We start from the raw sequence: 26,994 nt of genomic DNA on the forward strand, positions 1-26,994 counted from the left end.
CTTGCTTGCGTTTAGGCGGGTCGAGTTTTACCAGCACTAATACTTGGGCTTATCAAGTGGAGCACACCTTCCATATGGCATACCCCAGTTGCTCACTAGAGGCTGCAAACGCTAGTATAACCTTGCGCATATATATAATTAGTACACAAAGCTCTCCTTGCTGTCTGGCGCAGAAAATTAGTTAGGCCTGTAGCCTAGCTATAGGCTGAAAAGGCCTATCCGTTACGAACCAGTGCGCTAGTTGACAAAGCCAGTTTTCTCGGCGGAGATTAGAGTAGCCCGCAATCCATTTTTCCACGTCTCTGCTAAACCATAAAGAGCCTGCAACTATTCGTTGCAGGCTCTTTTGAAAGGTCAGGAAAACTACTGAATGCCTTTGTATTTATTATCAACGTAGTTCAGGTCAAACGCACCAAGGTTTTTGAAATAGCTATTCACGAGCTTGGCCGGGTCGGTGGCCAGTTCGCCGCGGCCGGGTACGTCGTTGCCGTCGTCCCAGGCCCAGGGGGCGTTGGCGCCGCCGTTGCCGCGGCTTTTCACGAAGCCGCCGTCGGAGCTAGTAAACAGGGCGGTATTGAAGCGCTGGTCCCACAGGCCGTTGGGCTCGAAGATGTCGACGAGCTTATACTGCACGTCCCGGTCGTCGGCGTTGGCCGGCGACTCGGCTACCGTGGCTGAGGGGAAGTACTTGATACCGTCGCCGTTGAGCTTGTAGTATGGAAAGGCTTTGAGGCCGTGGCCCTTGGCTTCCTGGGCCGTGACGGGGTGCAGACCGCCGTTGAACTGCTCCATGGTCAGCGTCCCGTCCATGTCTTCCTGGTTGGCCTGCAAAGGGCTGCCGGCCGGCACGAAGGAGTAGAAATCGGAGTGGGCCACCGTGACGATGCCCTGTAAGGTACCGTAGGTGCTGCCGTCCTTTTTCACCACAGCCAGCAGGCCTTCCAGGTCGTTTTCGTGCTCGTCGATGTTGTAGGCGAAGACGATGTCGGTCCAGTCGCGGGCGTGGAAGAAGGCGTAGGTAATAAACCAGTGGGTGCCGGTTTCGACCACCGAGTAGTAGCCGTGGGCGGTAGCGGCGCGCGAAGCCAGGTTGTTCCAGTTGTTGGTGCCGCTCCAGTCGCCGTCGAAGTTGATGGCCGAGATGTAGTCGGCCTTGCCGCTGAGGCCATGGTCGCCGGTTACGTCGGTGTCCTGGTAGTGCACCGGGGCCCAGCGCAACGCCAGGCTGGCTTTGAAGGCGGCCGTGGCGTTGGCCGACTGGGTTGCGGCTTGGGGTGCAGCCACCTGCGGGTCGGCGGCTTTGTCGCAGCCCGTCAGGGCCGAGAGCGAGAGGCCCGTAGCCAGCAGGGCCACTTGGGTGAAGCGTGTTTTCATAGAGGGTTTTGGTTGGTGGTTGGGGAAAGATTAGAAGGCAGGTTAATAGCTGGGGTTTTGCTGGAGCCGGGCGTTGAGGGTCAGCTCGGTGGTGGGAATGGGGTAAATGCGGCGGTAGAGGTCGGCGTTGGTTTTCAGGCCCTGCCCCCACACGGCTTCCCACTTGCCGAAGCGGATCAGGTCGGGGCGGCGCCAGCCTTCCCAGGCCATTTCCCGGCTGCGCTCCTCAAACAGGCTGGTCAAATCCACCGTGGTCAGGGCCGGCACCTGGGCCCGGCTGCGGACCTGGTTCACGAGGTCTTTGGCCGCGGCGCCGTCGGGGTCCTGGCCGCCGCGGAGCAGGGCTTCGGCCTTCATCAGCAGCACGTCGGCGTAGCGCAGCAGCACCAGGTCGTTGCCTTGGTCACGCGAGGTCGACGACTTGTCGGGGTAGTACTTGATGTTGCGCGTGCCCTGGGCCTTGCCCAGCTCGTCGTTGCCCACGTCGAACTTGGGCGCGTCGCGGAAGGTGAGCTTGTCGCTCAGCTCCAGGTGGTAGTTGATTTTGTCGTTGCCGTCGGCCCCGGTGTAGCGCGAGTCCAGGCCTTTTTTGGTGGTGGCAATCAGCACGGGCGTGCGACCGTCGGCCAGGTACTGCTTGCCCGAGAGCCACTGCTGGTTGCGGGTGTCGGTGGGTTCCTTGTAGAGGGCAAAAAACTCGGGCCAGGTCAGGCTGGCGTTGCTGGGCGTGAAGAGCAGATTAAACTTGTCCTTCATCTGCTGGTGCAGGGCAAAGCGCGACATCATGTTGCCCTGGGCCAGGTTGGCGTCGAAGGGCACGGCGAAGATGATTTCGGTGACCTGGGGCCCGTTTTCCACCGCAAACACGTCCATGTAGTTGGCCGCCAGGCTGTACTTTTTGCCCTTGATAATGGCGTTGCAGGCCGCAATGGCCTCGGTGTACTTCTTCTGCCCGGTGTAGACTTCGGCATTCAGGTAGAGCTTAGCCAGCAAGGCCTGGGCCGTGCCCTGGGTGGGCCGTCCGTAGGTCTGGGCCGACACCTCGGCCGAGAGGTTGGGCAGGGCCTCTTTCAGCTCCCGCTCGATGTAGTCGAACACCTGCTGGCGGCTGGCGTTGGCAGGCTGCTCGGTGCTTCCAAACTCCGGCACCAGCGGGATGTTGCCGTAGAGGTCCATCATCAGGTAGTAGTACAGGGCCCGCATAGTGCGCAGCTCGGCCGTAAACTGGGTTTTGAAGGTTCCGTCGGCGGTGTTCTGGAACAGGGCCAGGGTGCGGTTGCAGGTGCTGATGCCGCTGAAGCCCCACTCCCAGGCCACGCGCACGAATTCGTTCTGGGGGTTCCAGGTGTGCAAGCTCAGCTGCTGGTAGCGGGCCCCGTCGTAGTAGTTGCCGTTGCGGGCCACGATGACGGCCTCGTCGGTGCTGAGCTCCTGCAGATTCCAGTAGGCCTTGGCCACTTCCCCGCGCATCTGGCTGTAGACTGGCCCGGAGGCAGCAATAAACTGCTCGGGCGTGGTCAGGAAGTTGCTGGGCGTGTACTCCGATTCGATGGGCGCGTCCAGGTCGGTGCAGCCGGCGGCGGAAAGCAGCACGGTCAGGGCCGAGGCCAGGGTCAGGAAGCGGGAAGTATGGTTGGGTAGCATGGTTGTTGGTTGAAAATCTAGGTGGTCGTCATGCTGAGCGTAGCCGAAGCATCTCTACCGCTTCGTTGTGCAGGCGTCAGGAATTACCATTGCGGTAGAGATGCTTCGACTGCGCTCAGCATGACGTTCTATTAGGTGCGAATCCTGCTCCAGGCTAAAAGTCCAGGTTCACGCCCAGCACGTAGGAGCGGGTTTTGGGGTAGAAGTTATTGTTGTCGAGGCCGGGGGTAAGGCCGCCCAGGTTCATTTCCGGGTCGATGCCGCGGTACTTGGTAATCGTGAAGAGGTTCTGGCTGCTCAGGTACAGGCGGACCCGCTTCACGTACTCGCTTTGCAGGGGCAGATTGTAGCCCAGCGTCACGTTGTCGAGGCGCAGGTAGGACCCATTTTCGAGGTAGCGGTTGGAGTAGTAGTTGGCCCGGTTGTCGGCGTAGGGCTCATCCAGGGAAAAAGCCGGCAGGTTATTGGCCGTCGACTGGGCCGGGATGTTGAGGTTGGCCAGGGTGGCGTTCAGGATTTTGTTGCCGTATACCCCGCGCAGAAAGAAGTTCAAATCCAGATTTTTCCAGCTTACCGTGTTGCTCAGACCGTAGAGCAGCTTGGGCTGGGCGTTGCCCTGGTAGCGGTAGTCGGCCAGCGTGGGTGAGCCGGTGGTGCTGCCGTCGGCCTTGTAGAAGAGCGAGAGGCCGTTGTCGTCGCGTCCGGCGTACTGGGGCAGAAAGAACTGCCCGATGGGGTAGCCCGTTTTTACCACCTGGGTCGAAATGCCGCTCTGGCCCGAGCCGCCGGGGTAGGCCGTATACACCTGGTCGAGGCGGAACTGGTCGTTGGCCAGCTTCTCCACCTTGTTCACGTTGTGGGCCAGCGTGCCCGTGAGGCTCCACTGGAAGTCCCGGGTCTGCACCGGTGTGGCGTTCAAAGTCAGTTCCAGGCCCTTGTTGCTGATTTCGCCCACGTTGGCGTAGAGCGTGTTCACAAAGTACTGGGTCGTGGAAACCGGATAGTTCCAGATCAGGTCGGAGGTGCGCTTGTCGTAGTACTCCACCGTGCCGCTGAGGCGGTTGTTGAACAGGCCGAAATCCAGGCCCAGGTTCAGCATGGCCGTCGATTCCCACTTCAAATCCGGGTTGGGGTTCTGGGTCGGGCCGATGGCCTTGATGAAGGCGCCGTTGTAGTAGAAGGTGCCCACGCTGCTGTAGCGTTGGGTGGCAATCAGCGGGTCGAAGCCCAGGGAGTTGCCGGTTACGCCGTAGCCCACGCGCAGCTTGAGCTCATTGAGCTTAGCATTGCCCGAGAGGAAGTTTTCCCCGGCCAGGTTCCAGGCCAGCGAAGCAGCCGGGAAGGTGCCCCAGCGGTTGTTTTGGCCGAAGGCCGAGGACCCGTCGCGCCGCACCGAGACTTGCAGGAAGTAGCGGTTCAGCAGGCCGTAGTTCAGGCGGGCGTAGCCCGAAATCAGGCGCAGGGTGCTGATGCCCAGGCTGTAGCCGGCAATGGCCGCGTCGTAGTTCGGCGTCACGCCGCCGGGGTTGCCCAGGCTCAGGTTGTTGTAGCCCAGCTGGTCCGAGACGAAGCCGCGGGTGTCGGTCTGGAATCCGTCGCCGTTTTTATCTTCCTGCCAGGAGTAGCCCACCAGCACCTTCAAATCGTGGGTTTCGGTGTTGAGCGGGTTGTAAGTCAGGTAGTTTTCCAGGATTTTGCGGGTGTTGTCCACGCTGTAGCGCCGGGCCAACCCCTTGGCCGCCAGGCCCGTCACGTTGTTGCTGTTGGGCACCGGTGATTCCCGGCCCTGGTAGGCCCCACCCTTCACCGTCTCGTTCTGCATCGAGAGGCTGAGCGTGTTGGTCAGGTTTTTCAGGATGGTAAGCTGGGCGCTGGCGTTGCCGAGCAGGGTGTTGATTTTGCGCTCCTCCTGGTTTTGCTCCAGCAGGGCCACCGGGTTGTAGTACTGGGTCCGGGTCAGGTTTTCCTTGTAGCTGCCGTCGGGATTCTGGATGTTGGTGGTGGGCAAATGCGTGAACATGTTGCGGTACACCAAATCCGAAATCAGGTGCTGCTTGAGCAGGGAGTTGGTCAGGGTAAAGCGCAGCTGGAGCTTGTCCTGGAGGGTTTTCTGATCGAGGTTGATTTTGCCGATGAGCCGCTCACTGTCGGAGGTGTTCATCACGCCCTGGCGCTTGAAGTAGTTGACGCTGGCATTGAAAGCCGACTTCTCTGAGCCCCCGCCGTAGCTGATGGTGTGGTTGTGGCTGAGGCCGGTGCGCATCACTTCCTTCTGCCAGTCGGTGTTGGTGCCCTCGTCGTTGTCGGCCGGACTCAGGCTCTTGCCGTTGGCTTCGAGGTAGCGGCGCAGCTCGTCCCCGCTGAGCATGTCAATCGTGTTTGACACCTGCTCCACGCCCACGTAGCCGCTGTAGCTCACGGCCGCGTTGGGCTTCTGCCGCCGGGTCGTGATGATGATAACGCCGTTGGCGGCCCGGGCCCCGTAGATGGCCGTGGCCGAGGCGTCCTTGAGCACGTCGATGCTCACGATGTCGTCGGGTGCTACCAGGTTGATGCTGGCCGCCGGCACCCCGTCAATGACGTAGAAGGGCTCCTGGGCCTGGCCCGTGCGCAACGACGAGGCCCCGCGCAGCACCACCGAGGCCGTGGCGTTGGGGTCGCCGCTGCGGGTGATGTTGAGGCCCGCCACCTTGCCCTGCAGAATCTGGTCGGGGGTGGCTACCACGCCGCGGTTGAATTCGCGCGGACTCACGTTGGTAATCGAGCTGGTTACCTCGCCCTTCTTAGCCGAGCCGTAGCCGATAACCACCACGTCGTTGAGCACCTTGGTGTCCACGGCCAGGGCCACGTCGAGGCTGGCCCGGTCGCCGATGGCGACTTCCTGGGCCAGGTAGCCCACGAAGGAAAAAACCAGCGTGGTGGCCTGCTCGGGCACTTCCAGGTTGAAAAAGCCCTCGGCGTTGGTCACGGCGCCCACGGTGGTGCCTTTCACCAGCACCGTCACCCCGGGCAGGGCTGTGCCGCTGCTGGCGTCGGTCACCTTGCCCTTGATTTCCCGGGCCGCCCGCCGGCCGGGCGTGGTGGCCGGGGCCGACGTGGGCGCGCTGGGCTGCAGAATAATCACGCCCTGCTTTTCCTCGAAGTTCAGGGGCTGATTGCGCAAGAGCTGGCGCAGAATCTCGCTGACCCGGGCGCTGCGAAACTCGGTGGCTTCCACCTTGGCCTGCTTCAGGTCGGAAGTCTCGTAGACGATGTTGACGCCGGCCTCGCGCTGCAGGCGCTGCAGGGCAGTAGTCAGCGGACCGGCCTGCACGGCGAAGTAAGCCACTTCGCGGCTGGCTTTCTGGGCCTGGCTAACCTGGGGCATACTGATGGAGGTCAGCAGCACGGTGCTGGCCAGCAATAGGTTGCGGCCGCGGGGCCGGTTGGCGTGGATAGAGTGAAGGTGCATCATACGGTGGTAAGGTTCGGGCAAGGCGCGGCCCGGCAGGCCGATAGCCTGTTTAAAAAAGCGGAAGGAAGAGAGGGGCCGGAGGGCGGCGTTACTGAATCTGGTAAGTGGTGGCCGTGCGCTTGGTGATGCGCAGGTGGTGGCGTTGCAGCAGGGCGTTGAGCACGTCGGTTAGCTGGTCGGCCGACAGGCTCGGATCCAGGGTGCCGGTCAGGGCCACGGCGGGGGCAGCGGGGCCGGGTTCGAAATGAATCGGGTAGTTATTTTCCAGTAAGAGCATAATTTCGGGCAGAGAGGCCTGCTCAAACGTTAGTAGTCGGCTGGTGGGCGAAACGGTAGCGTATTCGTTTTTGGTGAGCGTAACCTGCTGGGTAGTGGTATTATAGAGAAGCTGGTCGTGGGGCCGGAGCACGCCCAAAATGCGCTGCCGCTGGGCTACCTGCACCCGGCCGGTACGGACCAGCACGGTCGTGGTGGGCAGCGGGGCGTAGGCCTTTACCAGGAAGGAAGTACCCAGTACTTTCACCGCCACCTGGCCTGTGTGCACCACGAATGGATGCGCGGGGTCTTTGGTCACGTCGAAAAAGGCTTCCCCGCGCAGCTGCACGGAGCGTACCTTACCAAAGGTAGCCGAGCAGGTCAGCCCCGAGCGGGGCCGGAGCCAGACGTGGCTCCTATCGGGCAGCACCACTTCCCGATGCTCGCCCACGCCGGTTGCGTAGTGCAGCAGCTCGGGGGGCGCCGGCCGCTTGGGCCAGAGCAGAACTCCGGCCAGCAGCAGAGGCACCAGCACGGCGGCCACCCGCAGCACGGGCCACAGAGGCAGCACGTGCGCCGAAGGCTGGGTGCGGGCCCGAATTCCCCCCAGAATCCGGGCCCGCCGCTCAGCCTCCCGCTCCCGATTGATGAGCTCGTCATCGTCTGGAGTAGCAGCTGCCAGATTGTCCAGCCACTGCTCCCGCTGCAGTTGCTGCTGCGAAGCCTGACGGCTCCGGAAGTAGCGTTGCAGGCGGGCGGGCAAGTGGAAGAACGAGGAATTGGAGGGCTTCATACAGAGAGTTGCACAAGCCCGGCGGAGCAACCATCCCCGGGGCCTGATGTAACGAAAGCATAATATGAACAAGCCGAGCTACTTGCGGCGCTTCTTCGCAACTGGTGCCGGACTGAGCACTTCCACAATGGGCTGGCCGGTGCAGGCGCTGGGCAGCTTGCTTTCGACCAGCATGGCGGCCGTGGGGGCAATGTCGGTAATGGCGTGGTACTGGTAGCTGATGCCGGGCGAGATACCGGCCCCAAACCAGAGCAGGGGCACGTGGCTGTCGTAGAGGTAAGCCGAGCCGTGGGTGGCGCCTACGCCCAGCTCCCAGGTCCAGCCGGGCTCCAGCTCAAAGCGCACGTCGCCGAAACGCTGGTAGTAGAGCCCGTTCTGCAGCTTGGTTTCCAGGAAGGCCCCGGTGCTGCTGGTCAGCAGCTGGGCGGTGGTATTCACCTGGGCAATGCCGGGCTGACTGCGCAGGTAGTCAGCCAGCAGGTTTTGCACCCGGGTCAGCTCCAGCTTGCGGCTGGCAATAAGCGGACGGTTGAGGTAGTACATGTTGTTGCGCTCCGTTTCCAGCCACTGCCCCGGCCCGAGCTGCTCCACGAGGAAGTCGGCGGCGCCTTTGTTGAGCGTGGCGTGGTTCTGGGCGCCGCTGGGTGCCTGGTGCTGGGCCAGGTACTTAGGCACTTCGCTGGCCCCGTGGTCGGCAGTCAGGAAAATAGTGTAGTTGCCCTTGCCCACGGTCTTATCCAGGGCCTGCAACAGACGGGCAATTTCCAGGTCCAGGCGCAGGTACACGTCGTTTTCTTCCTTGGAAAGCGGCCCGAAGGTGTGGCCCACCGGGTCGGGACTGGAGTAGCTGATGGCCAGCAAATCGGGCACCTCGTCGCGGCCCAGGTCGGTGCCAGCCAGGGCAGCCAGGGCCAAATCCGTGAGCAGGTTATTGCCGAAGGGCGAGATGTTGACGGCCTCGTAGGCCGGCGGGTTCAGCGGGGCCAGCTTGCTGAGCTCGTAGGGAAAGGTAGCGGCGGTTTTGCCCTTGAAAATCCGCTCGAAGGCGTTGGAATCGGCCACGCTGTTGAGGTAGGCTTCCGGCCCCCGCAGCGGCGTCCAGGTCTGCTGGCGGTAGTAGTCGGCCTTTTTCTGGGCGTTGAAATCGGCTACCCACTTGGGCAGCGCCGGCATATAGTAGGTGCTGGAAATAAAGTCGCCGGTGTTCATGTCGAACCAGAAGGCGCCGTCGGCCATGTGGCCGGCCGGCAGCGCCGAGGCCCGGTCCTTGAGCGACAACGCAATTACCTGGCTGCGCCCGTTGGACACCATTTTCATTTCGTCGCCCAGCGTGGTACTCACCTGGTTGCGGGCCGACACGCCCAGGCCCTTGGCCGAGCCCACGAGCTGCACCGTCGTGTCGTCGGTGCAGTACACGTCGCGGCGCAGGCGCCGGTCGTACCAGGAGTTGCCCACCACGCCGTGGTAGCGGGGCGTGGTGCCGGTGTAGACTGAGGAATGGCCCGGGCCCGTCACCGTGGGCACGTAGTTATAATGGGTGTTGCGGCACTGGAACCCTTCGCGCAAGAGGCGCCTGAAGCCGTCGTTGCCCATCTGGTCGGCGAAGCGGGGCAGGTAGTCGGCCCGCATTTGGTCGACCATAATACCCACTAGTAGCTTGGGCTTGGCAGTATTCTGGGCATACGAAGAACTGGCACTGCCCAAAAGCAGCGTGGAAAGCAGGATATTTCGAATCATACGTGGAAGCAGCCCGGCTCAGTGGGGCCGGGCGAAAGCCAAGAAGAAAGGACAAAGTCCAAGACGAGGGAATCAGTCTCAGGCGAGAGAAAAGCTGCGGGACCGGTAGCTGGCCGGCCGAATGGCCATCTGTACCAATAGTTGCGGACGCCCACTCTTCTAACTATGCCCGCCGGTTGATTTAACCAAGACGTAACACGGGCCCGGCTTAACTCAGCAGCTTCGTCAGGAAAGGGGAAAGCTTGTGCAGGGCGCTGTTGAGCTGGTTGCGCACGGTCTGCTCGGAAGTGGCAAACCGCTCGGCTATTTCCTTGACCGAGAAATCATCCACCATACCCAGTAAAAACACCTCTTTCTCCTTGGGCGGCAGCAGCTGCGCCTGGTGCTGAATGGCCCGTAGCGTATCCTGGCTGACCAAGCGTCGGAACGTTACCTCGACCCCGGGCTCCTGCGCGGCCCCAAGGAGCTTGTGGTGGCGGGCCCGAATGTCGGCGTCGCGGAAGCGGGTCAGGATTTTCTTGCGTAAGGCCCCCAGCAGGTAGCCCGGGGCATTGGTGCGCACCAGCAGCTGGCGGCGGTTGGCCCACAGGTCGCAAAATAACTCCTGGGTAATGTCTTCCGCGGCGGGCGCGTCGCGCAGCACCTTGTGGGCGTAGCGGTACAAATCCCGCCAGTGCGCCTCGAACAGCTGCTCGAACGCCTGGTAGTCATCCTGCTGAATTCGCTCAAACAGCGCAAGTAAGTTATTAGGTGCCACGGCGCGTTGTTTGCACCAAATGTAGAGGGCCCACGGCAGGATAAAAGACGGTTCAAACAGACATCATAGAACCTTCATCTCGGGGTAACGAATTCATAAACTACCCACCGGTCGTTGGCTGACAGCTGCAGCCAGACACACCCATATACCAGTAACCATCTAACAACAAGGAAGTTACCTAGTAAATAGGTCATTTATGCCGTTCTACGGTGCACTCGAAATGAGTGAGACAAATGCATTCCTCGAAAAATAAGCTGTGCTACTAGAGCCAGCTGGGTGACCAGGCCTTGGAGCAGCACTTACGAAGTACCTATCGGGGACGCTGTAGCCGCTGCGCGGCCTTGCCCGCCCCTGCCTGGGCAAATCATTATTTTATAATTATTCTAAATAACCTTGACTGTTGAGCTTACATCTTTTTTCTTTGCGCTTATTAATAATAATTCTAAATAAAGATGATGCGTCTTTTCTCATTGCGAAGCACCCTGACGTTTGGGCTACTTGCCCTGGCGGGCATGGAGGCTGTAGCCGGTGATGTTGGTACCCTCACTGGCCTAGTACGGCGGTCCGACGGCCAACCGGCGGCTTTTGTAACTGTGGCGTTACAGTCTACCAGCTTGGGCACAACAGCCGATGAGCAAGGTCACTACCGCCTGGGTCGGGTGCCGGCTGGGGCCTACACGCTGGTGGTACAGGGCGTGGGCTACCTGCCCCAGCAGCAGCCCATCGAGGTAATAGCCGGTCAGACCACAACTGTTGACGTGCAGGTGCAGACGAGCACGACCAGCTTGGGCGAAGTTACCGTGACGGGCCGCAACTACACGGCGTATCAGCGCGACGCGACCAATATTGCGACCCGCTCCGAAACCCCGTTGCGCGATATCCCGCAGAGCGTGCAGGTACTGCCCGAGGCCGTGCTGCGCGACCAGCAGGTTCAATTGCTACAAGAAAGCATTCGTAACCTGGCGGGCATCACCCAATTCGGGGGCTACAACGACTTTAACATGCGCGGCTTCCGGTCCACGACCGGCAACTTCGCCTTCAACGGGCAGCGCCTGGGCAGTTCATCCTACACGCCGCAGCCAACCTATAACCTGGAAAGCGTGGAGGCCATCAAGGGGCCGGCGTCGGTACTGTATGGCTTTGCCGCGCCGGGGGGCATCATTAACCAGACCACCAAGCTGCCCCAAGCCGAAACGCGGCGCGAGGTGCGCCTGACCTACGGTAGCTACAACCAACTGCGCGGCGTAGCCGATGCCACGGGCCCGCTAACCGCGGACAACCGCTGGCTGTACCGCGTGGTGGCCGGAGCCGAGCGCACCGACCACCAGATGCGGGACTGGAAAACCCGCAACTTTTTCCTGAACCCGTCGCTGACCTTCCGGCCCTCGGACCGCAGTAGCCTGACCCTGACCACCTCGTATTTTCACCAGAACGAGGACGGGGGCACGTGGTACAACCGCGGCATTATGGCCGTGAATGGCGAGTTGGGTGTGCTGCCCCGTGAGTGGAGCCACCACGACTCGGACGACAAAGGCGCCGACCGTATTGTTAATGCTCAGTTTTTGGGCCAGCACCGTTTTAGTGACAAGCTTAGCCTGCACCTGTTGACCCGCTACAGCTATTACAACTCGCTGCAGCAATACCACCACATCAACCGCCGCAGCTACGACCCGACCACGGGCTCCATTGGGCGCCACTTCCGCGACTTCAACGATTACAGCCACGATGTATTCGTTAATAGCTACCTGACCTGGAAACCCACCACCGGGCCTGTGGAGCACACCGTGCTGGCGGGCCTTGATTACGGCAACACCCAGCGCCGTTATACCTACGCGCAAAGCTACGACGGCGTAGCGGGCCTGAATATTTTCAGCCCGCAGTACGGCAACCTGGACCGGGGAACCTACCGCGGCGAAGGCTACAACGCCCGCTTTGAAAGCCCTACCGCATTTGTGGGCGCCTACGTGCAGGACCAGCTCACGCTCACGCCCCAGCTCAAAGCCGTTTTGGGTCTGCGCTATGACACCTACCGCAACAGCAGCCTCGACCAGGACCGCACCGAGCAAGTGAGCGACCCGGCCGCCCCCGAGGTGCTCACCCGGGATACGTCTTCGGTAACGGCCTTCGTGCCCCGGGCCGGCCTAGTATATCAGCCCCTGCCCGAGCTGAGCCTCTACGGCTCCTACAGTCAGAGCTTTGAGCCCCAATACTCCAACCTGCCGCGTTCGGGGGGACCCTTCGACCCCGAAACGGGCAAGCAATGGGAAGTAGGCCTGCGCACCGAACTGCTGGGCCGGCGCCTGGTGGGCTCCCTGGCCTTCTACCGTATCCGCAAGGTGAATATCCTGACCACCGACCCTACCGACCCGGACGGGCAACGCCAAATTGCCGGCAACGAAGCCACCAGCAAGGGCGTGGAAGCGTCGCTCACGGGCCGCGTGCTGCCGGGCCTGAACCTGATAACCAATTACGCCTATAACGAGGCGCGCATCACCAAGAATGGCAACCCCGACCAACCCTACGGCTCGCCGTGGTTCGAGAATGCACCTAATCATTCAGGCAACCTTTGGGCCGTATATACGGTGCAGAAAGGGGCTTTGACTGGCCTAGGCCTAGGCGGTGGCGCCTATCACGTGGGCAAGCGCTATAGCTTCGATTCGGGGTTTTCTATCCCTGCCTACACCACTTTCGACGCGGTGGTGAACTACCAGTATAAGACGGTTTCGCTGGCCCTGAATGCCTACAATCTGGCCGATACGCGCTACTACTCCGGGGTCTTTTTCCGCGACATTGTTTGGGTAGGCAATGGCCGCTCCTTCCGCCTGACGGCGGGTTATTCCTTCTAAGCCGCTGCCATGTCCCGGGGTACCCTCACCCGCCGCTTGTTTGCCCTGCACCGCTGGCTAGGCCTGGGTACGGGCCTGCTGCTATTGGTCATAAGCCTGAGCGGGGTCGTGCTGCTCTTTGAGCCGGAGTTGGATCAGGCGCTTCACCCTAGCTTGCTCTCTGTGCCGCCCCCACCGGCTGGCGCCCGCTCTTCGCTGGACCGGGTGTTGCGGGAAGCGCGGCAACGCTTTCCGCAACCAGCTTACCTGCGCCTGCGGCGCCTACCTAGGGCGGCCACCGCGGCGGTGGAAGTCAGTGTAGACCAGCCCGACCACACGTGGACGTTGGCCTATTTTGACCCGTATACCGGCCAGTACTTAGGTCAGCGCAATGCCCGGGCGCACTTTTTCGGTTGGCTACTCGGCTTGCACTATAGCCTGCTGGCCGGCCCCGGGGGCGAGCTGACGGTAGCTTTGCTGGGCGTGGCCCTACTGCTGAGCGTGCTCACCGGAGCGGTGGTTTACCGGCGGCACGTGGTACCGGTACTGCTGCTGCGTGGCACCATCAACTGGAAAAACTGGCGTACCGCCTCCTCCGGTCTGCACCGGGTGGTAGGCGTGTGGGCGCTGCTGTTTAACCTGCTGATGGCCGCCACCGGCGCGTGGATGCTTCGGGGTGCCTTCCTGCCCGAAACCTACGCGGCTACACCAGCAAAGGCACAGGCTAATCAGCCGTTGGTGACCGTCTCGCTCGACACCCTGGTTGGCCGGGCAACCCGGGCAGTGCCCGGCTTCGCGGTACAAGGCCTGGTTCTGCCCCGCACCGCAGCCGACACGGTCGTACAGGCCCTGGGCTGCTTGGTAGACCGGCCGCTCTACGGCAACTTCAGCCAGAGCGTGGAACTATCAGCCCAGACTGGCCGGGTGCTGCCGCCAGTAGATGTGCGCCGGGCAGGGCTAGGCGAGCAGGCCGAGCTGGTGGGGCTCACCTTGCACTTCGGGCAGGTAGGAGGATTACTTCTAAAATTGCTCTGGACAGTCGGTGGGCTATCCCCGGCTCTGCTCAGCCTGACGGGTTTTCTGCTGTACTGGCGTCGCCGGCCCCGCCCTCGCTCAACAGTTAGCTAGTGGCTCCTACCCGTCGGAAGGGTTCTCGGCCGGAGACAAGGATTTTAGCAGCTACTACCAGATAAAGGGCTAGCCGGCGGCCGACTCATGCTAGCACTACACAAAAGCCGCCTATGCTTTTTTGTAGTATCAACTGATTGCTATATAATTGAAAAAGCTCCATTTATTCTATGAAATCACTTCTTCTTATTCCCTTGTTTTTGGGGAGCCTGTCAGTATGTGCGCAGGAGTCATTCAGAAAATCGTATGAAATCCCGGGAGCCATCCAAATGGAGGGACTTGAATCCCGAACTCTGGACCAGGATCTGACTATTGCAGTTGCTGGCCCGGCCAACATTCATGAAGAGCCGGTTGCGGGAAAAATGATAATTAAACGAATAACTAGTGGCCCGCAGCAAATAACGATAGTGGAGGGAATTGCTGTAATGAACGGATCGGGCACGTCGGTTGTAATTCCAGCGGGCTCAAAAATAACCACCAAGGAGAGCATCCATCTAAAAAAAGAAGCCAAAGTGAAGTATGCCGAAGTGGCAAATCACCCCAATATATTACCGGCCGATAAGCTAAAAATCAAAACTAAAACAGAGGCCACCTACCCGGATGGCGCTGTCTTAGAATTCAAGGAGGAACTTGATTTACCAGGTGGCAAAGCACAACGTGTAAAACGAATTACTGTTGATCAGGCGTTTCGGGACACATTAAAAATCCCGGTTGCGTTAGACTTCGAAAGCACAAAAGCCGACAAAGGGTTCGTCAAGTTCGACGAGGACAAAATCTGGATTAATCCCAACCTTATTAATTTTGAAAGCGAAGGGATGTATTACTATCAGCTAACCAACCGACAAACGCTCAAGCTAAAGTTTACGGAGTGGACCGTTTCAGCGCTAACGCTACCTATTAAATATCGATTTTCCGGCGACAAGGACGGCAAATCCCTATCCGAGGAATTTACGACAAGCGTGAACCTAAATTTATTTGCAGGTTATGCTTTCTCCGGACTTTCTAAATTTCACCACCGGGAAAAAGTGGGCAACGTTACCAACACCCGTAAATGGACGGTTGGCGGCCTGATAGGCGCCTCAACTGTCACTTTAAACAAAGGAAATACTACGGCCGCACAGGACCCTATCAAAGACGACACGGAAATTACCAAGGGCCTACTGTCGCTCGGCGGCGGTGTAACTTACTCTTTTAACAAAATCAATATTGGCTTATTTACGGGCTGGGATTTAAGCGTCGGCGACCGGGCTCAGGATTGGAATTATAACAAGAAACAGTGGCTGGGCATAGCCGTGGGATATTCACTTTTATCATACTAATAGTTGATAAAGCACTCCTTCCCATAACAGGATTGCCTTCGACACCGCATAAGAAAAGCCCTTCAGTAGTACTACTGAAGGGCTTTTCTTATGCAAGTTGCAGTAACTCCTGTTTCCGCTACCGTCTGGGGGATTTGGCGCCGGGCTTTTTGACGCCCTGGGCGGGGCGCCGGGTGGCTTTCGTTGACGCGGGCTTGCGGAGGGAGGTTGTTTTGACTTTGCTTTTTCTTACCGGGGCTTTTTTTACCGGAGCCGCCTTGCCCGTTTTAGCAGGAGCCTTGAGGCTGGCAGCGGTGGGCTCAGCCCCGTACTTCGCCTGAGCTGAATTCGGTTGGGAGCTGACAAACAAGTCAAACTCGACGCGACGGTTTCTAGCGCGTCCAGCTTCGGTCGTATTGCTGGCAATGGGGAAACGGGGGCCGTAGCCACGCATTTCTATCCGACCTTCGGCAACACCTTTGTCGAGCAGATAGCGGCGGGCGGCGGCAGCCCGGTTGCGGGACAACGCTAGGTTGAAAGCCGCGGGTCCTTTGCTGTCGGTGTGGCCGACGATGCTCAATGAATAATCGGGATATTCGTTCAGGATGGGCACCAGCGCATCCAGCGTGGGATAGGATGAGGGCAGCAAAACAGCCTTGTTCAGCTCGAAGCCGATAGACTTGGTGGCAGCCCGCAGCTTCTGGCGCACCTCCGTCTTAATTTCCGGGCAGCCCCCGTTGCCGGCCGGCCCCGCCGAGTTGGGGCATCGGTCCTGGGCGTTTAGCACGCCGTCACCATCCGTATCGGGGGAAGCAGCCGGGACCGGAGCGGCAGAAGTGGAATCGGCAGCTACCGGGCAACCCGTGAAATCGACCGTGGTACCGGCCGGCGTATCGGGGCACTTATCATCCGGATCAATGATACCGTCGCTGTCGGCATCGGGGCAGCCCTGCCGATCAGCCAAGCCCGCTATGTCCGGGCAGTTGTCTTCCGCATCAATGACACCGTCGCCGTCTTTATCGGGGCAGCCGCGCAGGTTGATGGGCCCCGGTTCGGTGGCGCAGGCATCCTGGTAGTCAGCCACCCCGTCGGCGTCGCCGTCGAGCGGGCAGCCGCTTTCGTCTACTCCTACCCCGGGAGGCGTATCCGGGCACTTATCAAGGCGGTCGGTTACCCCGTCTTCGTCCCGGTCGGACGCCTGGCCCATGTTGAACGTCAGGCCGACGCTATGCTGCAAAAACCGGTCGGCCCACCGCGGAGTACTTTGCTCGGGCTTGCCGTCGAGGTTGGCATTGAGCGGTAAGTGCTGGCCGGTTTGGACAAACAAGCTGACACCTTCGCCCAAGCGCAGAGTAATTCCGGCTGCGGTAAACAAGTCGATAAAGCCCTGGTCCTGGTCGATGCGGGCTCCCTGAAACTGCCCGGTCTGGTTGGTATAGGTCCAGCCGGAAGCAGCCAGCAGATACGGTTGAAAGAAGGCATTTTCCTTGAGGGCCCAGCCGTTGTTGAGCTTGAACTTGAAGCCCAGATTGGCGTTAATGACCGTCGTTGTAAAGTAATTCTCCGCACTACGCCGGCCCGTAAGCTCGCCATAAAACACCTGGGTGGTCAAGTCAAGGCCGCGGAACAGGTATTGATTGATGGTCAGCCCCGGGGCCACCTTGGTATTATCGAGCTTCCAGTAATCGGAGCCATAGTCGCCTTGGTACTGCAGGCCATTCACAACAAAGCCTACGCCGGTACGCCGCTCGGGCGTTTGGGCAGCAGCAGAAAGGTGAAGCAGGAAAAATCCTACTACCAGCTTGCAAGAGAATAGAAAATGCTTCATCAGGAGGCAGAATTACACCAGCGCGAAATACCCCAGGGCGTATAGCACAAGTTTACAGCTATTCCTGGAAGCAAATTAATAATACAAACTATTCTGACGTAGCTCTACGCGAAGCCACGTAAAAAGCTGCCGACTGGCCCAAAAGCCTTTTTGTCCGGAACAAGAATGGAGTAGCTCAGGTTCAGAAGGATGCAACGGCCCCGGGGGCTGCTTTGGCTAGCCTGAAAGACAAAATTGGAGCTGGAAACACAAGCGAATTGTGGAGCTCCAAGTATATTTGAAGAATGTAGCGGCGGCAATTTCAGATCTTGGCCACCGCCCAAACCGAGTTAGCCGTCTACTGTTTGGTGCAGATAGCCGTTACCTGCTCTGAGTTCAGTTCCACACTATCTAAGTCTACTCCTATTTCTTCTACTTCTACTCCTTCGTTTCGCATAGCTTTTGTTAGTTCCTGCTCCGGCGACTGGGGTGGCAGCGAAGAGTTATGGGCTGGTACGGCGCTATTTTTAACCCAGGCCGGGCATACGGTACAGGCTTTCAAGACCACCGTAGACGACCAGCACCGGCGGGTGGTGGCCCTGCGCCAAGCAGGCTGCCCCGTAACCGACCTCGACCCGGATGTTACCTTGAGTCGCCGGCTGGTCAACCGCCTGCTGCCTTACCGCAAGCAGTATACCCGGCATAAAATCAGCCAGCGGATTCTGGAGCGGGGCCTTCGGGCGCTGCAACCCCACCTAACGGTTATTTCCCAGGGTTCGAACTACGATGGATGCATTCTGGCCGAGGTCTGCCACCGCCTGGGGCTGGCGTATGTGCTGCTCGCACAGAAAGCCGTTGACTTCTTTTTGCCGCCGTATCTGGAGCGGGAGCAGGTACAAGACATTTACCAGACGGCCCGCCGCTGCTTTTTTGTCTCGCGCCATAACCTGGAGCTAACGCAGCTGCAGCTGGGCATGAGCCTGCCCCAGGCCGAAGTGGTCTGGAATCCCTACAACGTTCCGTTTCAGGGCGAGCTGCCCTGGCCCGCAGCGGCGGCCGACGGGGTGCTTCACCTAGCCTGCGTGGCCCGCCTGCACGTGCCCGACAAGGGGCAAGATCTGCTGCTGCAGGTGCTGGCGCAGCCAAAATGGCGAATGCGCCCGTTGCACATTACCTTTTACGGCACCGGCCCAGACGAGGCGGCCTTGCGGGGTATGGTGGATTTTCTGGGAGTAGAGGCCCAGGTGAGCTTCGCCGGCTATGTGGCCGACGTGGCCAATATATGGCAGCGCCACCACGCCCTGATTCTGCCTTCCCGCCACGAAGGCCTGCCCCTGGCCCTGGTGGAAGCCATGCTGTCGGGCCGGCCCGCCATTGCCGCCGACGCCGGGGGCATGGCCGAGTTGCTGGTTGATAATGAAACGGGGTACCTGGCCGCGGCAGCTACGACGCAGGCAATGGACGAAGCTTTAGAAAGGGCCTGGGCGAATCGGAACGGCTGGCCCCAGCTTGGCGCCGAGGCCGCCCGGCAGGCCCGGGCCGTGGTGCCGAAAGATGCCGCAGCGGTGTTTGGCGGCCATGTGCTGGCCTTAGCCCGGGAAGCCCGGGCTTAACGACTACGGCTCAGTGCTTTTTGCATCACCAACGAAGCTGCCCAGCCCAGCTGCCGAATGGTTTGCCAAAAGCGCAGGCCAAACAACAACAGGTGCAGCCCCAGAACCAGCCCGTCGAGCGGATGGATAGCGCTGAGCACCAACAGAAAGGCCAGCGGGTAGAACACTTCGTAGTACTCGCCCAGTAAAATGCGGGAGTCGGGTTCCAGAATTCGGGGCGGAGTGCTCCAGATACGCCATTTGAAAGCTTCCAGCACTGCATAGACGCCCAGCAACAGCACCGGCCACAGCTGCTGGCTCAGCCACAGCAGCAGCCCAAATGCCAGAACTTCGATGGGAAACACAACCACCTGGCCCAGCCGCTGCACCAGCCGGGGCCCCTGGCGCCGCACCCAGGTATCGACGCCGGCCTGGGCATCGGCTTCCACATCATCGAGCTGGTGGAGCAGGATGTTGCGTATTCCGCAGGCCAGGGCCCACGCGCCCACGGCCCCGTACCAGAGCCCCGGCAACGCCAAGCCGGTCCAGGCCGAAACCAGGGACACGGTAAGCAACTGGGGAAAGAAGTGGGAACCGCATGCATCGGCCAGCACGCCGGCCAGGCCCCGCTTTTTGAGACGTAGCGGGGGCAACGAATAGCAGGAAAAAGCCACCCAAGAACCCAAGTACAGCAGGCCGCTCAGCGCACTGGTGCGCCAGAAGTAAATGCCCAAGCCCAGGCCCACGACCAGGCAGAGCCCGAGCAACAGGGCCGGAAACGCCGTTGACTTATCGGCCACCCGGTTGTATTTGCCGCCGGCGCGGTCATCCTCCAGGTCGGTCCAGTCGTTGATTACGCTGACGTAGGTAGCCCCCACCGTCAGGCCCAGCAAGAGCAGCAGCAGCTTGGGAAGTAACGGCCAGACGGGCGCTTTAAGCAGGCAGGCGGTGGCGTAGAAGGTGGCCAGCACGGGCGAAAACTTACAACTCCACCAATCCTGTACCCGGGCTATTTCCGCTACGCTTCCGCTGAGGCCCTGGGTACTGGCAGCTTGCCGGTGTACCATTTCAAAATCACGAATTATAAAAGAAGTTGGGTAGAACGTCCCAACGGCTGCTTGACTATAGCATAGGCTTCTACAAAGTAAATGAATACTTTACAACATATTGTTGCGTTTGCCGCCCGTTCCAAACTTTATCTTTGAGGAGTCATTTGGTTTGTGCAGACCGGGGCCGAGCAGGCTGCAGCACTAAACCAGTCCGGTAATACACCAATACCCTTTGCCTTCTTATCATCACCGAATGGAATCCGCAGCAGTTCTGCCCTCTCCTGCCACCCGCCCGCTGCCCGGCCTCGACCAAGCCATTGCGCGGGCCGTGGCTTTTCTGCACCAGCGCCAGCTTGTCGACGGGCAGTTTGTCTCGTACTGTGCCCTGGAGCTGCCGATGCAGGGCTGGAAGTACGCCGACAGCGCCGTATTCCCGACGGCCCTGGTGGCGCACTGCCTACTGCCCCTGGCCCACCACCCGCTGGTAGACCAGATGCTGACGCGCTCCACTGAGTTTTTTCGCAACCAAATGAACCACGGGGGGCTGTGGAACCACTTTACCTCCATTCACCAGCTGCGCTACCTCTGCCCCCTGGACATCGACGACACGGCCTGCGTGTCGGCGGTGCTGCGGGCACGCGGCGTGGCCTGCCCGGTGCCAACCAACGTGCCGCTGCTATTAGCTAACCGCAACAGCCAGGGCCTGTTCTACTCCTGGTTTTTGCTTCGTCTGCGCTGGGTGCCCAACCGTACTTTCTGGCGCGTAGCGGCCCGGGAGTTGCTTCATCCCGTGAAAAGCCTGCTGTTTTGGCGCGGGGTAGAAGCCCGGCGCAACGACGTGGATGGCGTCGTAAATGCCAATGCCCTGTATTACCTGGGTGATATTCCCGAAACGCAGCCGGTCATCGACTTCCTGCTCCGCATTATTGCCAGAAACGAAGAAGGCACCTGCGACCTGTGGTATCTCGACCCGTGTTTCGTCTACTACTCGTTTACGCGCTGCTACCACGCCGGCATTACGCGCCTCGAGCCCCTACGCCAGCCTATTATCGACCGAATTCTGGCCCAGGCCAAACCCGATGGCCGCCTGGGCGAAACCCTGGCCGATACGGCCTGGGCCGTGTGCAGCCTGCTGAATCTGGGCAGTTACCCCGCCGAGCTGGACCGGGCCGTACAATACATTCTGCAGGCCCAGCAGGCCGCCGGCGAATGGCCCCGCTGGCTCCTCTACTACGGCGGGCCCAAACGGCTGCTGGGCTGGGGTTCGGAGGAAATGACGACCGGCTTCTGCCTCGAAGCCCTGGCCCGCTACCGTGCCCTGCACGCCGACGTGCAAGCCTAAGTTCTAGTGCCTGCCGATAATGGCTAGCACACTGACGAACAACGCCGTAACCCGACTAGCACAGCTGGCTCAGAGCTAACGGATTCTTGACAGTAGCAGCACACTGAGGTAATATGCTAGCCGCAATTTTGCAGCGTACTAAGACTTCTGTCACCCTGCTGCCTATGTCTGCCCTGCTGAAACACTGCCTGCTGTACGTTGCCGCCACCCTGCGTCCGGCCCCGCGCCGCCCAACGTCGGGCCCCACGGCCTCGCTATTTGTATGACCCGCGCGGCCTGCCCCAGCTTTGGCTACCGGCCCGGGCAGTTCGGCTACCGGCGGCCGGCAGCACCCGGCCCCAAGCTGCACCCGGCGTCCACCGATGCCTCGGTGAAACGTTCGTTCGTGCCAACTGCTCCTAGCCCGCTGAAGCAAGTGGCCTGATTTCTATTCCAAGCTGTTATCCAGTTATCAAGCCGTATCGTGCTTGACAAGAAAAGGCCCGAAGCAATGTGCTTCGGGCCTTTTTCATCCTTACATCAGCGGCTCTTTAATCGAGGATGTAGCGCAGACCGACCTGGGCCCGCCACCGGCTATTCAGGTCGGTATTGTTGACAAAGGTCTGGTTGCCGCCACGGAAGCGAAACTCCGGGGTATCGGGGGCCGCGCTGGAGTAGCCGGTTTCGATAAAGCGGTTGTTGCCAAACACGCGGCGCACACCCCAATCCGAACTGATTAGGTTGCCCAGGTTCTGAATGTCGAGGCTGAGCTGGAAGGTGTGCTTCTTCTGCTTGCCATTCAAGCTAAAGTCTTGCAGCAGCTTGGCGTCGAGCTGGGTATACCACGGGCTAATGGCCCCGTTGCGCTCGGCATACTGGCCCCGGCGCGACTGGAGGTAGTCGTCCTGTTCAATGTAGGCGTTGAGCTGCTGCCACTGCTGCTCGGCCGTCAGTACCAGGTTGTTTTGCGCGTCGCGGATATCCACCAAGTTGATTTGGTCGCGCGAGGCGGGTACGTACAGCAGGTCGTTGCCGGCAATGGCGTCACGGTTCAAATCGCCGGCGTAGGTATAGGAGAAACGGTTGCCTTGGGCAGCTTCGAAGAAGAAGCTTAGCGTTGTGGCCAGCTTGTCATTGGCATAAGCGAAGCGCTTACCGGCCGCGGCAATAATGCGGTGCTGCAGCCCAAAGTCGCTGTAGGCTAGCTGGGGCTGGTTGGCATCGCCCACCACGGGGTTGCGCTGGTAGGCATCGGCGGCAATTTCACCCGGGTTGGAAGTCACATCCTTGGCCTGCGAATACGTGTAAGCGGCCGTCAGGTACAGCCCGCTGGCGAAATCCTTTTTCAGCTGGCCGGTCAGGCTGTACTGGTAGCCTTGGTTGGTGTTTTCGAGCACAATCACGCCTGCATCGAGGAAGCTGAACTGCCCGTCGGGACCGGTGAAGCCCGGCGTGATGCGCGGGCCCGCCGCGGGATAAATCAGGCGGTTGTCGGCGCCCTGCAGACGCTCGGTGGGCGTTACAAAGTTGTAGTTGCGGTGAATGGCCGCATTGCGGTCCTTGGAATAAATAGCCTCCAGCGTGGCCACTACCCCACCGGGCAGCTGCTGGTCGATGGCCAGGTTAGAGCGCCACACCTGCGGAAACTTGAAGTTGCGGGCCGTGCCGTTGATCTGGAAGGTATACCCCGCATCAAACTGCGAGTTAGAGGCCTGGTTGCTGATCCACACGAACGGAATGCGGCCGGTAAAAATGCCCGTACCGCCGCGCAGCTGGGTGGTGTAGTCGCCTTGGTTAGTTGAGTAGTTGAAGCCCAGACGGGGCGAAAACAGCGGAGTGGCCTTGGGAAATTCCGTTACATCGACCTTGGCCGACTGGCCGCCGGAGTTGAGCAGGGGCGCGTTCAGAATCTGCGTGTTCGGGCGCACATCGGTGTTGTAGATGGGCAAATCGGCGCGCACACCCAGCGTAAGCTTGAAGTCGGGCGTCACGTTCCACTCGTCCTGGGCGTAGAGGCCGAGCTGGGCTACGTTTACATCCACGCCTTTCACGGGCCGCTGCCCACCGGCGGCGGCAATGGCATTCAGGTCCACAAAGTCGGGATTGGAGCGGTCCGTCACCTCGAAGAACCGGTTGACGTCGAGGCCCCCGAAGAAGGGATACCCGTAGCGGGCCAGGTTGAAGGCGTTGAAGAAGCTGAACCGCTCGTAGGTCAGGCCGGCCGTCAGCACGTGGGCCCCGGCGAAGTAGCTGAGATTGTCGGTAAACTGGGTGATATTCTGATTCAGCTCGTTGTTGGCCGAAAACTGCTCGGTGCCCACGCTCACGTAGGTCGTGCCGTTCTTGGTGATGTCAATCTGGGGAAACAGCGGGGCGTTGGGCAGCTCGCGCAGGTCACGAAAGGCCGAGAAGCTCAGTTGGGCCTTGTTGCTGAATTTCTCGCCAATGCGGGAGTTCAGCTCCCCAACCACCGAGTTCAGGTCGTTGTTGATGGTGTAGCCCGAGTTAGAGTATTGTAGCGTGTTCACGCCCTGTACCCGCGACGAAGGCGCAATGGCAATGGGGTGCGGCCCCTGCTCCCGGAAGCTTTGCAGGAAGTTATAACGCAGCGAGAAGGTGTTTTTCGGGCTGATATTCCAATCGAGCTTCACCAGCACTTTGTCGCTGGAAGTGCGGTACTTGAAGTCCTGGTAAGAACCTGGGTCGTAGCCGTACACGCTGATTAGGCGCTGACGAATGGCAATCAGGTCACTTTCCAGTACCCGGCTCACGCCGTCAGCCCGGCCGTTGAGGGCGGCTTCGGCTTCGGCCGCATCCCGGGCAGGCCGGAACGTCAGACCCGGGTCGTCGCGGCGGGTGATTTCGGCGTTGGTAAAGAAGAACAGCTTGTTTTTGATAATCGGCCCGCCGAGGGCAAAGCCAGTCTGGTTGAATTGCAGGTCGGGGTTGCGCACGGTCACGTCGCCGACTTTCTCGCCGATAAGCTTTTCGTTGCGCAGGAAGGTGTAGACCGTGCCCTTAAAATCGTTGGTACCGCTCTTGGTTACGGCATTGACGCCCGCCCCGGTAAAGCCGCCCTGGCGCACGTCGTAGGGCGCCAGGCTGACTTCCAGCTGCTCGATGGCGTCGAGCGACACGGGCTGGGAGTTGGTTTGCCCGCCCGGCGTGGGCGCATCCAGGCCGAAGGAGTTGTTGAAAATGGAGCCGTCGAGCGAGAAGTTGTTATAGAGCGTGTTGCGGCCCCCAAAGCTCAGCCCGCTGCTCTGCGGCGTGAGCCGGGTGAAATCCTCCTGGGAACGGCTGATAGTGGGCAGCGTGCGGATGGCGCCGTTGTTGATGTTGGTAGAAGCACCCGTGCGGTCCTTGTTGATGACACCGTCGCGGTTGCCTTTCACCACTACTTCGTCGAGGGTGCGGCCTTCCTCGGCCAGGGTCACGTTGGCTTCAAAGGTTTTGCCCAGGGCCAACTGAATATTGCCCTGGGTGTAAGTGGTGTAGCCCACAAACGAAACTTTGATTTCGTACGGACCACCCACGCGCAGGTTGAGCAGGTCGAACTGGCCATTGGAGCGGGTAGCGGTGCCGTAGGGCGTGCCCGTGGGCAGGTGGGTTGCGACTACTGTGGCGCCGGGCAGCGGGCTGCCCTTGGCATCGAGGATCACGCCTTTCATGGCGGCCGTCGTCACGCCCTGGGCGGCGGCAAACTGGCCGTTAGTGAAAAGCACAAAGCCTAACAGCAGCAGTAAGTAGGGTTTCAAATTCATACCAATGGCTTTTTTATTTATCAGAAGCATCTCTTCTGAATTTCGCCGCGAAGGTAGAGTCACGATTTAGTGATGTATGCATAACACTTTCATAATCCGTAAATGGTAACACAAGCATAAACAAACCTTAATATTCAACTTGCCGAAGCCCCTGTCCGAATCGTGATATTCCTGCGCACCCATGCCTATTCTGACTGATACCGAAAAGCTTGCCCCTGCCGCCGGGCCCACAACAGCAAAGCCCGGCAGCAGGGCTACCGGGCTTTGCATGGCTTGCCGCAACCAGCGCACAAGCCGTAGAGAAGGTATTGCTACTCGGGGAAGTCGGCCGAGTCGCCGATGCTGGCCACGCTTTCCAACTCCTTGACCAGGGTGGCAAACTTGTCCCGCGCGCCTTTGACGGCCGCCTTGCCCAGGGGTAGGTGCAGGGGCGGATTTTCCTGGCGCACCAGGTCGTACATAATCTGGGCGGCGCGCTGGGGGTCGCCGGGCTGCCGGCCGCTGTAGCCCTGAATGCCCTTCAGGTTTTCGCCCACGGTGGCCTGGTAGTCCTCGATGCCGGTGGTGACGATGTTGGCCGAGCGCCCGGCCCAGTCGGTGCGGAAGCCGCTGGGCTCGATGTTGGTGACTTTGATACCGAGTGGGGCCACTTGCTGGGCCAGGCTTTCGCCGATGGCTTCGAGGGCGAACTTGCTGGCATTGTAGACGCCCACGCCGGGGAAGGTTTTCAGGCCGCCGATACTGGTAATGTTGAGCACGTGGCCGCTGCGCCGCTCCCGCAGGTGGGGCAGCACGGCCCGTAGCACGTGCAGGGGTCCGAATACGTTGACGTCGAACTGGCGCTGCACTTCGGCAGCCTCGATTTCCTCGATGCTGCCCAGGGAGCCGTAGCCCGCGTTGTTGACGATGACATCGAGGTGACCGAAGTGCTGGATGGCGGCGGCCACGCCCTGCTTTACCTGGGCCTCATCGGTTACTTCGACCACGAAGCCGCGGCCATTGGTGCCGGCTTTCTGGGTGAACTCATCGGCCTGCTCCTGCTTGCGGAAGGTGGCGGCTACTTTGTCGCCTTTTTGGAGCAGCAATTCGGCCAGCGCCGCCCCGAATCCGGTGCTGACGCCGGTAATAAACCAGTGTTTGGGTGTGGTAGCCATTCGTAGACTGTGAGAATAGAGATGATTCTGCTTCAACCGGCCCGGCCAAGGTTAGGTTTTGCCCACCGCGGAATACGGTGGGGCCGCCCGGCCCAAATGCAACAACCGCCGCTGGCAGGTCAGCGGCGGTTGTCGTTTGTAACAAATAGCTTCTTAGGAACTTATACTCGGAACGTAAGAACCGGCGGCGCGGCATGCATGGCCACGTTTTCGGCCTTGTTTGGGTGCAGGTAGTGGGCCAGCCCCGTGTGGGCGTGGGTGGGCATCACAACTAAATCGGCGTGGGCCTGCTGGGCAAACAGCGGAATTCCGACGCTAACATCGGCGGCATCAATTACCTCGGGCTCACAATGTTCCAGGTGATGCCGCTCGGCAAAGGCCTGAATCCGGTCGAGGGCTGCGGCGTAGTGGTCTATATCCGAGACTACTTGCAGCAGGTGGAGCGTAGCCTCGGGAAATACGGCCTGGATGCGCTGCAAATCTGGCACGGCCCGGTCGGCCTCGGCCGAGAAGTCGGACGGAAACACGATGTGCTGCACATTGAACTGCATTTCCGGGTGCTTCACGGTCAGCACCGGGCAGGGTGCCGTGCGCACCAGTTTCTCGGTGTTGGAGCCCGCAAAAAAGTGCTGCCAGGAGCTGTGCTCGGTAGCTCCCATCACGACCAAATCAATCTGGCGCTCAGCCACCACTTCCAGTACCGAGTTCACCAGGCTGGAAGTTCGGAGCAGGTCGGTTACCGGTATTTCCGGCGCAATCTGCTGGGCCTCGGCCATAAGCTCGTGCATCTGGTGCTTGATTTTTTGCATGAGTTTGAGCATGAAAACGTCTTCCAGGCTGACGCCCCCCAGCCGCCCGCCCGACGAGCTAAAGCGGGGCGTATCGTTGTGCTCTTCCACGTGCAGCAGGGTTACGGCGCCGCCCGTGCGCTGGGCCAGGCGCAGGGCTACCTCGAAGGCGTTGTGGGCGGCCGGCGAAAAATCGGTGGGTACCAGGATGTTTTTCATAGCGGGTAGGACCTGAGTGAGCAAGTTTTTGCAAC

The 26,994-nt window shown here is 60.2% G+C and carries 17 protein-coding genes; 6 read left to right on the top strand and 11 right to left on the bottom strand.

Annotated elements, in window-relative coordinates:
- Positions 1-363: 363 nt before the first annotated feature.
- The 6 genes from E5K02_RS08750 to E5K02_RS08775 all read right to left on the bottom strand — a co-directional run bounded on the left by E5K02_RS08750 (position 364) and on the right by E5K02_RS08775 (position 10,014).
- The gene (locus tag E5K02_RS08750; protein WP_135394062.1) at positions 364-1,374 is read right to left on the bottom strand and encodes a hypothetical protein; all 1,011 of its coding nucleotides are present in this window, start codon (positions 1,372-1,374) and stop codon (positions 364-366) included.
- Positions 1,375-1,416: 42 nt separating this feature from the next.
- A complete protein-coding gene (locus E5K02_RS08755; protein ID WP_135394064.1) occupies positions 1,417-3,018 on the bottom strand; it encodes a RagB/SusD family nutrient uptake outer membrane protein in 1,602 nt (533 codons plus the stop codon).
- Positions 3,019-3,172: 154 nt separating this feature from the next.
- Positions 3,173-6,472 carry a SusC/RagA family TonB-linked outer membrane protein gene (locus E5K02_RS08760; protein ID WP_135394066.1) on the bottom strand — a complete coding sequence of 1,100 codons (3,300 nt, stop codon included), beginning with the start codon at positions 6,470-6,472 and terminating at the stop codon, positions 3,173-3,175.
- An 88-nt stretch (positions 6,473-6,560) separates the two neighbouring features.
- The gene (locus tag E5K02_RS08765; RefSeq protein WP_135394068.1) at positions 6,561-7,520 is read right to left on the bottom strand and encodes a FecR family protein; all 960 of its coding nucleotides are present in this window, start codon (positions 7,518-7,520) and stop codon (positions 6,561-6,563) included.
- Positions 7,521-7,598: 78 nt separating this feature from the next.
- Positions 7,599-9,257, bottom strand: a complete 1,659-nt coding sequence (locus tag E5K02_RS08770) for an alkaline phosphatase family protein (RefSeq protein ID WP_135394070.1) — start codon at positions 9,255-9,257, stop codon at positions 7,599-7,601.
- A 208-nt stretch (positions 9,258-9,465) separates the two neighbouring features.
- A complete protein-coding gene (locus tag E5K02_RS08775; RefSeq protein ID WP_167856332.1) occupies positions 9,466-10,014 on the bottom strand; it encodes an RNA polymerase sigma factor in 549 nt (182 codons plus the stop codon).
- A gap of 452 nt (positions 10,015-10,466) precedes the next feature.
- Between E5K02_RS08775 and E5K02_RS08780 the strand changes: the two genes are divergently transcribed.
- The 3 genes from E5K02_RS08780 to E5K02_RS08790 all read left to right on the top strand — a co-directional run bounded on the left by E5K02_RS08780 (position 10,467) and on the right by E5K02_RS08790 (position 15,286).
- Positions 10,467-12,860 (top strand): TonB-dependent receptor, encoded by a 2,394-nt coding sequence (locus E5K02_RS08780; RefSeq protein WP_135394074.1) that lies wholly within the window; start codon positions 10,467-10,469, stop codon positions 12,858-12,860.
- 9 nt (positions 12,861-12,869) lie between these two features.
- Positions 12,870-13,967 (top strand): PepSY-associated TM helix domain-containing protein, encoded by a 1,098-nt coding sequence (locus E5K02_RS08785; protein ID WP_135394076.1) that lies wholly within the window; start codon positions 12,870-12,872, stop codon positions 13,965-13,967.
- 170 nt (positions 13,968-14,137) lie between these two features.
- Positions 14,138-15,286, top strand: a complete 1,149-nt coding sequence (locus tag E5K02_RS08790; protein ID WP_135394078.1) for a hypothetical protein — start codon at positions 14,138-14,140, stop codon at positions 15,284-15,286.
- 118 nt (positions 15,287-15,404) lie between these two features.
- On the opposite strand, the gene E5K02_RS26145 is transcribed toward E5K02_RS08790, so the two are convergent.
- Entirely contained in the window at positions 15,405-17,093 is a 1,689-nt protein-coding gene (locus tag E5K02_RS26145; RefSeq protein ID WP_135394080.1) for an OmpA family protein, read from the bottom strand.
- Positions 17,094-17,401: 308 nt separating this feature from the next.
- On the opposite strand from E5K02_RS26145, the gene E5K02_RS08800 reads away from it, so the two are divergent.
- The gene (locus E5K02_RS08800; protein WP_135394082.1) at positions 17,402-18,685 is read left to right on the top strand and encodes a glycosyltransferase family 4 protein; all 1,284 of its coding nucleotides are present in this window, start codon (positions 17,402-17,404) and stop codon (positions 18,683-18,685) included.
- On the opposite strand, the gene E5K02_RS08805 is transcribed toward E5K02_RS08800, so the two are convergent.
- On the bottom strand, positions 18,682-19,731 hold the full coding sequence (locus E5K02_RS08805; RefSeq protein WP_135394084.1) for a UbiA family prenyltransferase: 1,050 nt from the start codon (positions 19,729-19,731) through the stop codon (positions 18,682-18,684). The two genes, E5K02_RS08800 and E5K02_RS08805, sit on opposite strands and share 4 nt — an antisense overlap.
- 235 nt (positions 19,732-19,966) lie before the next feature.
- Here E5K02_RS08805 and E5K02_RS08810 point away from each other — a divergent pair, with 235 nt between their 5' ends.
- Together E5K02_RS08810 and E5K02_RS25485 are read left to right on the top strand one after the other, a co-directional pair.
- Complete coding sequence (locus E5K02_RS08810; protein ID WP_135394086.1) at positions 19,967-21,055, top strand: prenyltransferase/squalene oxidase repeat-containing protein; 1,089 nt, start codon at positions 19,967-19,969, stop codon at positions 21,053-21,055.
- 262 nt (positions 21,056-21,317) lie between these two features.
- Positions 21,318-21,479, top strand: coding sequence for a hypothetical protein (locus E5K02_RS25485; RefSeq protein ID WP_167856333.1), 162 nt, complete (start codon positions 21,318-21,320; stop codon positions 21,477-21,479).
- Positions 21,480-21,585: 106 nt separating this feature from the next.
- Here E5K02_RS25485 and E5K02_RS08815 read toward each other — a convergent pair whose 3' ends face one another.
- The 3 genes from E5K02_RS08815 to E5K02_RS08825 all read right to left on the bottom strand — a co-directional run bounded on the left by E5K02_RS08815 (position 21,586) and on the right by E5K02_RS08825 (position 26,959).
- Positions 21,586-24,798 (bottom strand): TonB-dependent receptor, encoded by a 3,213-nt coding sequence (locus E5K02_RS08815; protein WP_167856334.1) that lies wholly within the window; start codon positions 24,796-24,798, stop codon positions 21,586-21,588.
- Positions 24,799-25,109: 311 nt separating this feature from the next.
- Entirely contained in the window at positions 25,110-25,952 is an 843-nt protein-coding gene (locus tag E5K02_RS08820; RefSeq protein WP_135394090.1) for an oxidoreductase, read from the bottom strand.
- Positions 25,953-26,113: 161 nt separating this feature from the next.
- Entirely contained in the window at positions 26,114-26,959 is an 846-nt protein-coding gene (locus E5K02_RS08825; protein ID WP_135394092.1) for a universal stress protein, read from the bottom strand.
- Positions 26,960-26,994 lie beyond the last annotated feature (35 nt).

Origin of the sequence: Hymenobacter metallicola (assembly GCF_004745645.1) — a bacterium.
Lineage (GTDB): Bacteria > Bacteroidota > Bacteroidia > Cytophagales > Hymenobacteraceae > Hymenobacter > Hymenobacter metallicola.

Excerpts from the sequence above, each read along its gene's own strand:
- E5K02_RS08780 (WP_135394074.1), top strand. The coding sequence starts at position 10,467 with ATGATGCGTCTTTTCTCATTGCGAAGCACCCTGACGTTTGGGCTACTT.
- E5K02_RS08770 (WP_135394070.1), bottom strand. The coding sequence starts at position 9,257 with ATGATTCGAAATATCCTGCTTTCCACGCTGCTTTTGGGCAGTGCCAGT.
- E5K02_RS26145 (WP_135394080.1), bottom strand. The coding sequence starts at position 17,093 with ATGAAGCATTTTCTATTCTCTTGCAAGCTGGTAGTAGGATTTTTCCTG.
- E5K02_RS08810 (WP_135394086.1), top strand. The coding sequence starts at position 19,967 with ATGGAATCCGCAGCAGTTCTGCCCTCTCCTGCCACCCGCCCGCTGCCC.
- E5K02_RS08785 (WP_135394076.1), top strand. The coding sequence starts at position 12,870 with ATGTCCCGGGGTACCCTCACCCGCCGCTTGTTTGCCCTGCACCGCTGG.
- E5K02_RS25485 (WP_167856333.1), top strand. The coding sequence starts at position 21,318 with ATGACCCGCGCGGCCTGCCCCAGCTTTGGCTACCGGCCCGGGCAGTTC.
- E5K02_RS08755 (WP_135394064.1), bottom strand. The coding sequence starts at position 3,018 with ATGCTACCCAACCATACTTCCCGCTTCCTGACCCTGGCCTCGGCCCTG.
- E5K02_RS08750 (WP_135394062.1), bottom strand. The coding sequence starts at position 1,374 with ATGAAAACACGCTTCACCCAAGTGGCCCTGCTGGCTACGGGCCTCTCG.
- E5K02_RS08765 (WP_135394068.1), bottom strand. The coding sequence starts at position 7,520 with ATGAAGCCCTCCAATTCCTCGTTCTTCCACTTGCCCGCCCGCCTGCAA.
- E5K02_RS08760 (WP_135394066.1), bottom strand. The coding sequence starts at position 6,472 with ATGATGCACCTTCACTCTATCCACGCCAACCGGCCCCGCGGCCGCAAC.
- E5K02_RS08825 (WP_135394092.1), bottom strand. The coding sequence starts at position 26,959 with ATGAAAAACATCCTGGTACCCACCGATTTTTCGCCGGCCGCCCACAAC.
- E5K02_RS08805 (WP_135394084.1), bottom strand. The coding sequence starts at position 19,731 with ATGGTACACCGGCAAGCTGCCAGTACCCAGGGCCTCAGCGGAAGCGTA.
- E5K02_RS08820 (WP_135394090.1), bottom strand. The coding sequence starts at position 25,952 with ATGGCTACCACACCCAAACACTGGTTTATTACCGGCGTCAGCACCGGA.
- E5K02_RS08790 (WP_135394078.1), top strand. The coding sequence starts at position 14,138 with ATGAAATCACTTCTTCTTATTCCCTTGTTTTTGGGGAGCCTGTCAGTA.
- E5K02_RS08815 (WP_167856334.1), bottom strand. The coding sequence starts at position 24,798 with ATGAATTTGAAACCCTACTTACTGCTGCTGTTAGGCTTTGTGCTTTTC.